Below are 1,298 nucleotides of genomic sequence, written 5' to 3' on the forward strand. Positions count from 1 at the left end.
CATGGGACGGGGGCCCCGGGCTGAGCCCGGGGCCCCCGTCCCATGTCATCACTCGCATCTTTGATGAGGTGATTCCACCGTAAGGGCTGCAGGTGAACACCGGCCGAAGGCCGGCTGGCTGATTTCTGGCAATCCGGCACGTCGAAGACCTGGATCCGCATTCCGCGATCTTCTTTGACCTCCCGGATAAATCCTCTCTATTCTGCCTGTGAAGGTAACTGCGACATTCATACCGAGGAGCTGAGCATGGCGACGATTGCTACGATCGCTGACGATTTCGACGGATCGACCCCCGCGGAGACGATGACCTTCACCGTCTCCGGCAAGGACTATGCGATCGACCTGAATGAGGAACACGCCCAGCAGCTGCAGGCCGTGATCTCCGAGTTCGAGGAGAAGATGTCTCCCTACGTCGCCAAGGCCCGCCCCTTGGGCAAGTCCGCTACCGCCAAGGCCAGGGCCACCCGCGCCCCCAGCTACGACGCGAAGGCTGTCCGGGAATGGGCGGCGCAGAACAACTATGAGGTCTCTGCACGTGGTCGCATTAGCCGGGAGGTTGTGGAGGCGTACCGGAACCGCAAGCGCTGACCAGGGCTAGGAGAAGACCCCCGCACCCATGAACGGTGCGGGGGTATTTCTTTCGTGGTAGTCCCCGTCTCACCCGGCGGCGTATCCGCGTGGGTACTCGGTGGTGGTCATCGGGATCCTTCCCGGCGGTGGGCGTGGCGTATCCGCGCTCCCGCATGAATCACTAGACATGTTCCGCCAGGGGTGTGCGACATGGGAGACGGTGAAGGTGTGGGCGCCGGGCCGCGCTGGTAGACCGCGAGCGCGGGCCGCGGCGGGTGGTGTTCAGGGTGGGGCTGCTCAGGGGTCACCAGTACATGTCGAAAGCCTTGGTGTTGGTGTCGTCGGCAATGCGGTTGATGATCTCGTTTCCTGCGCGGATGTCTTCTGGTTCGCCGATGGAGTAGACGATCCAGTGCTCCGTGGTGATGGCGCGCTGGTTGTTGTCGATGTAGCTGCCTCTGCCCTTTCCGGGCTTGGGTGGAGAGGGGATGTTCGGACGTTCGGCACTCCAGTAGCCCTTGACGTTCTCGCACTCGAAGACGTGGTAGTTGCCCAGGCGGGCAGGGTCGGGGCAGTCGATGCCGTAGGACTCGATGAACGCGGCGAGTTCATCGGCGCTCTGGAACTCGCTCGGGCCGGTGCATGCGGTCAGGCTCGCGGCGAGCGCCGCGCAGACCAGAGCGGAAGAGAGGGGGCGAATCTGCGCCATGGGTGCTGTCCTCTGGGGG

2 protein-coding genes are annotated in these 1,298 nt (G+C 63.7%); one reads left to right on the forward strand and one right to left on the reverse strand.

Translation table 11 applies throughout. The features are described 5' to 3' along the window. The first annotated feature begins 246 nt into the window (after positions 1–246). Complete coding sequence (locus CITRIK5_RS12010) at positions 247–588, forward strand: Lsr2 family protein (protein WP_159833861.1); 342 nt, start codon at positions 247–249, stop codon at positions 586–588. Between the two features lie 286 nt (positions 589–874). Here CITRIK5_RS12010 and CITRIK5_RS12015 read toward each other — a convergent pair. Further along, positions 875–1,298 (reverse strand): hypothetical protein (locus CITRIK5_RS12015; RefSeq protein ID WP_236557211.1); only part of this gene is annotated, 424 nt, incomplete at its 5' end.

This window comes from Micrococcus sp. 116 (assembly GCF_902506395.1).
GTDB lineage: Bacteria > Actinomycetota > Actinomycetes > Actinomycetales > Micrococcaceae > Micrococcus > Micrococcus luteus.

Excerpts from the sequence above, each read along its gene's own strand:
- CITRIK5_RS12010 (WP_159833861.1), top strand. The coding sequence starts at position 247 with ATGGCGACGATTGCTACGATCGCTGACGATTTCGACGGATCGACCCCC.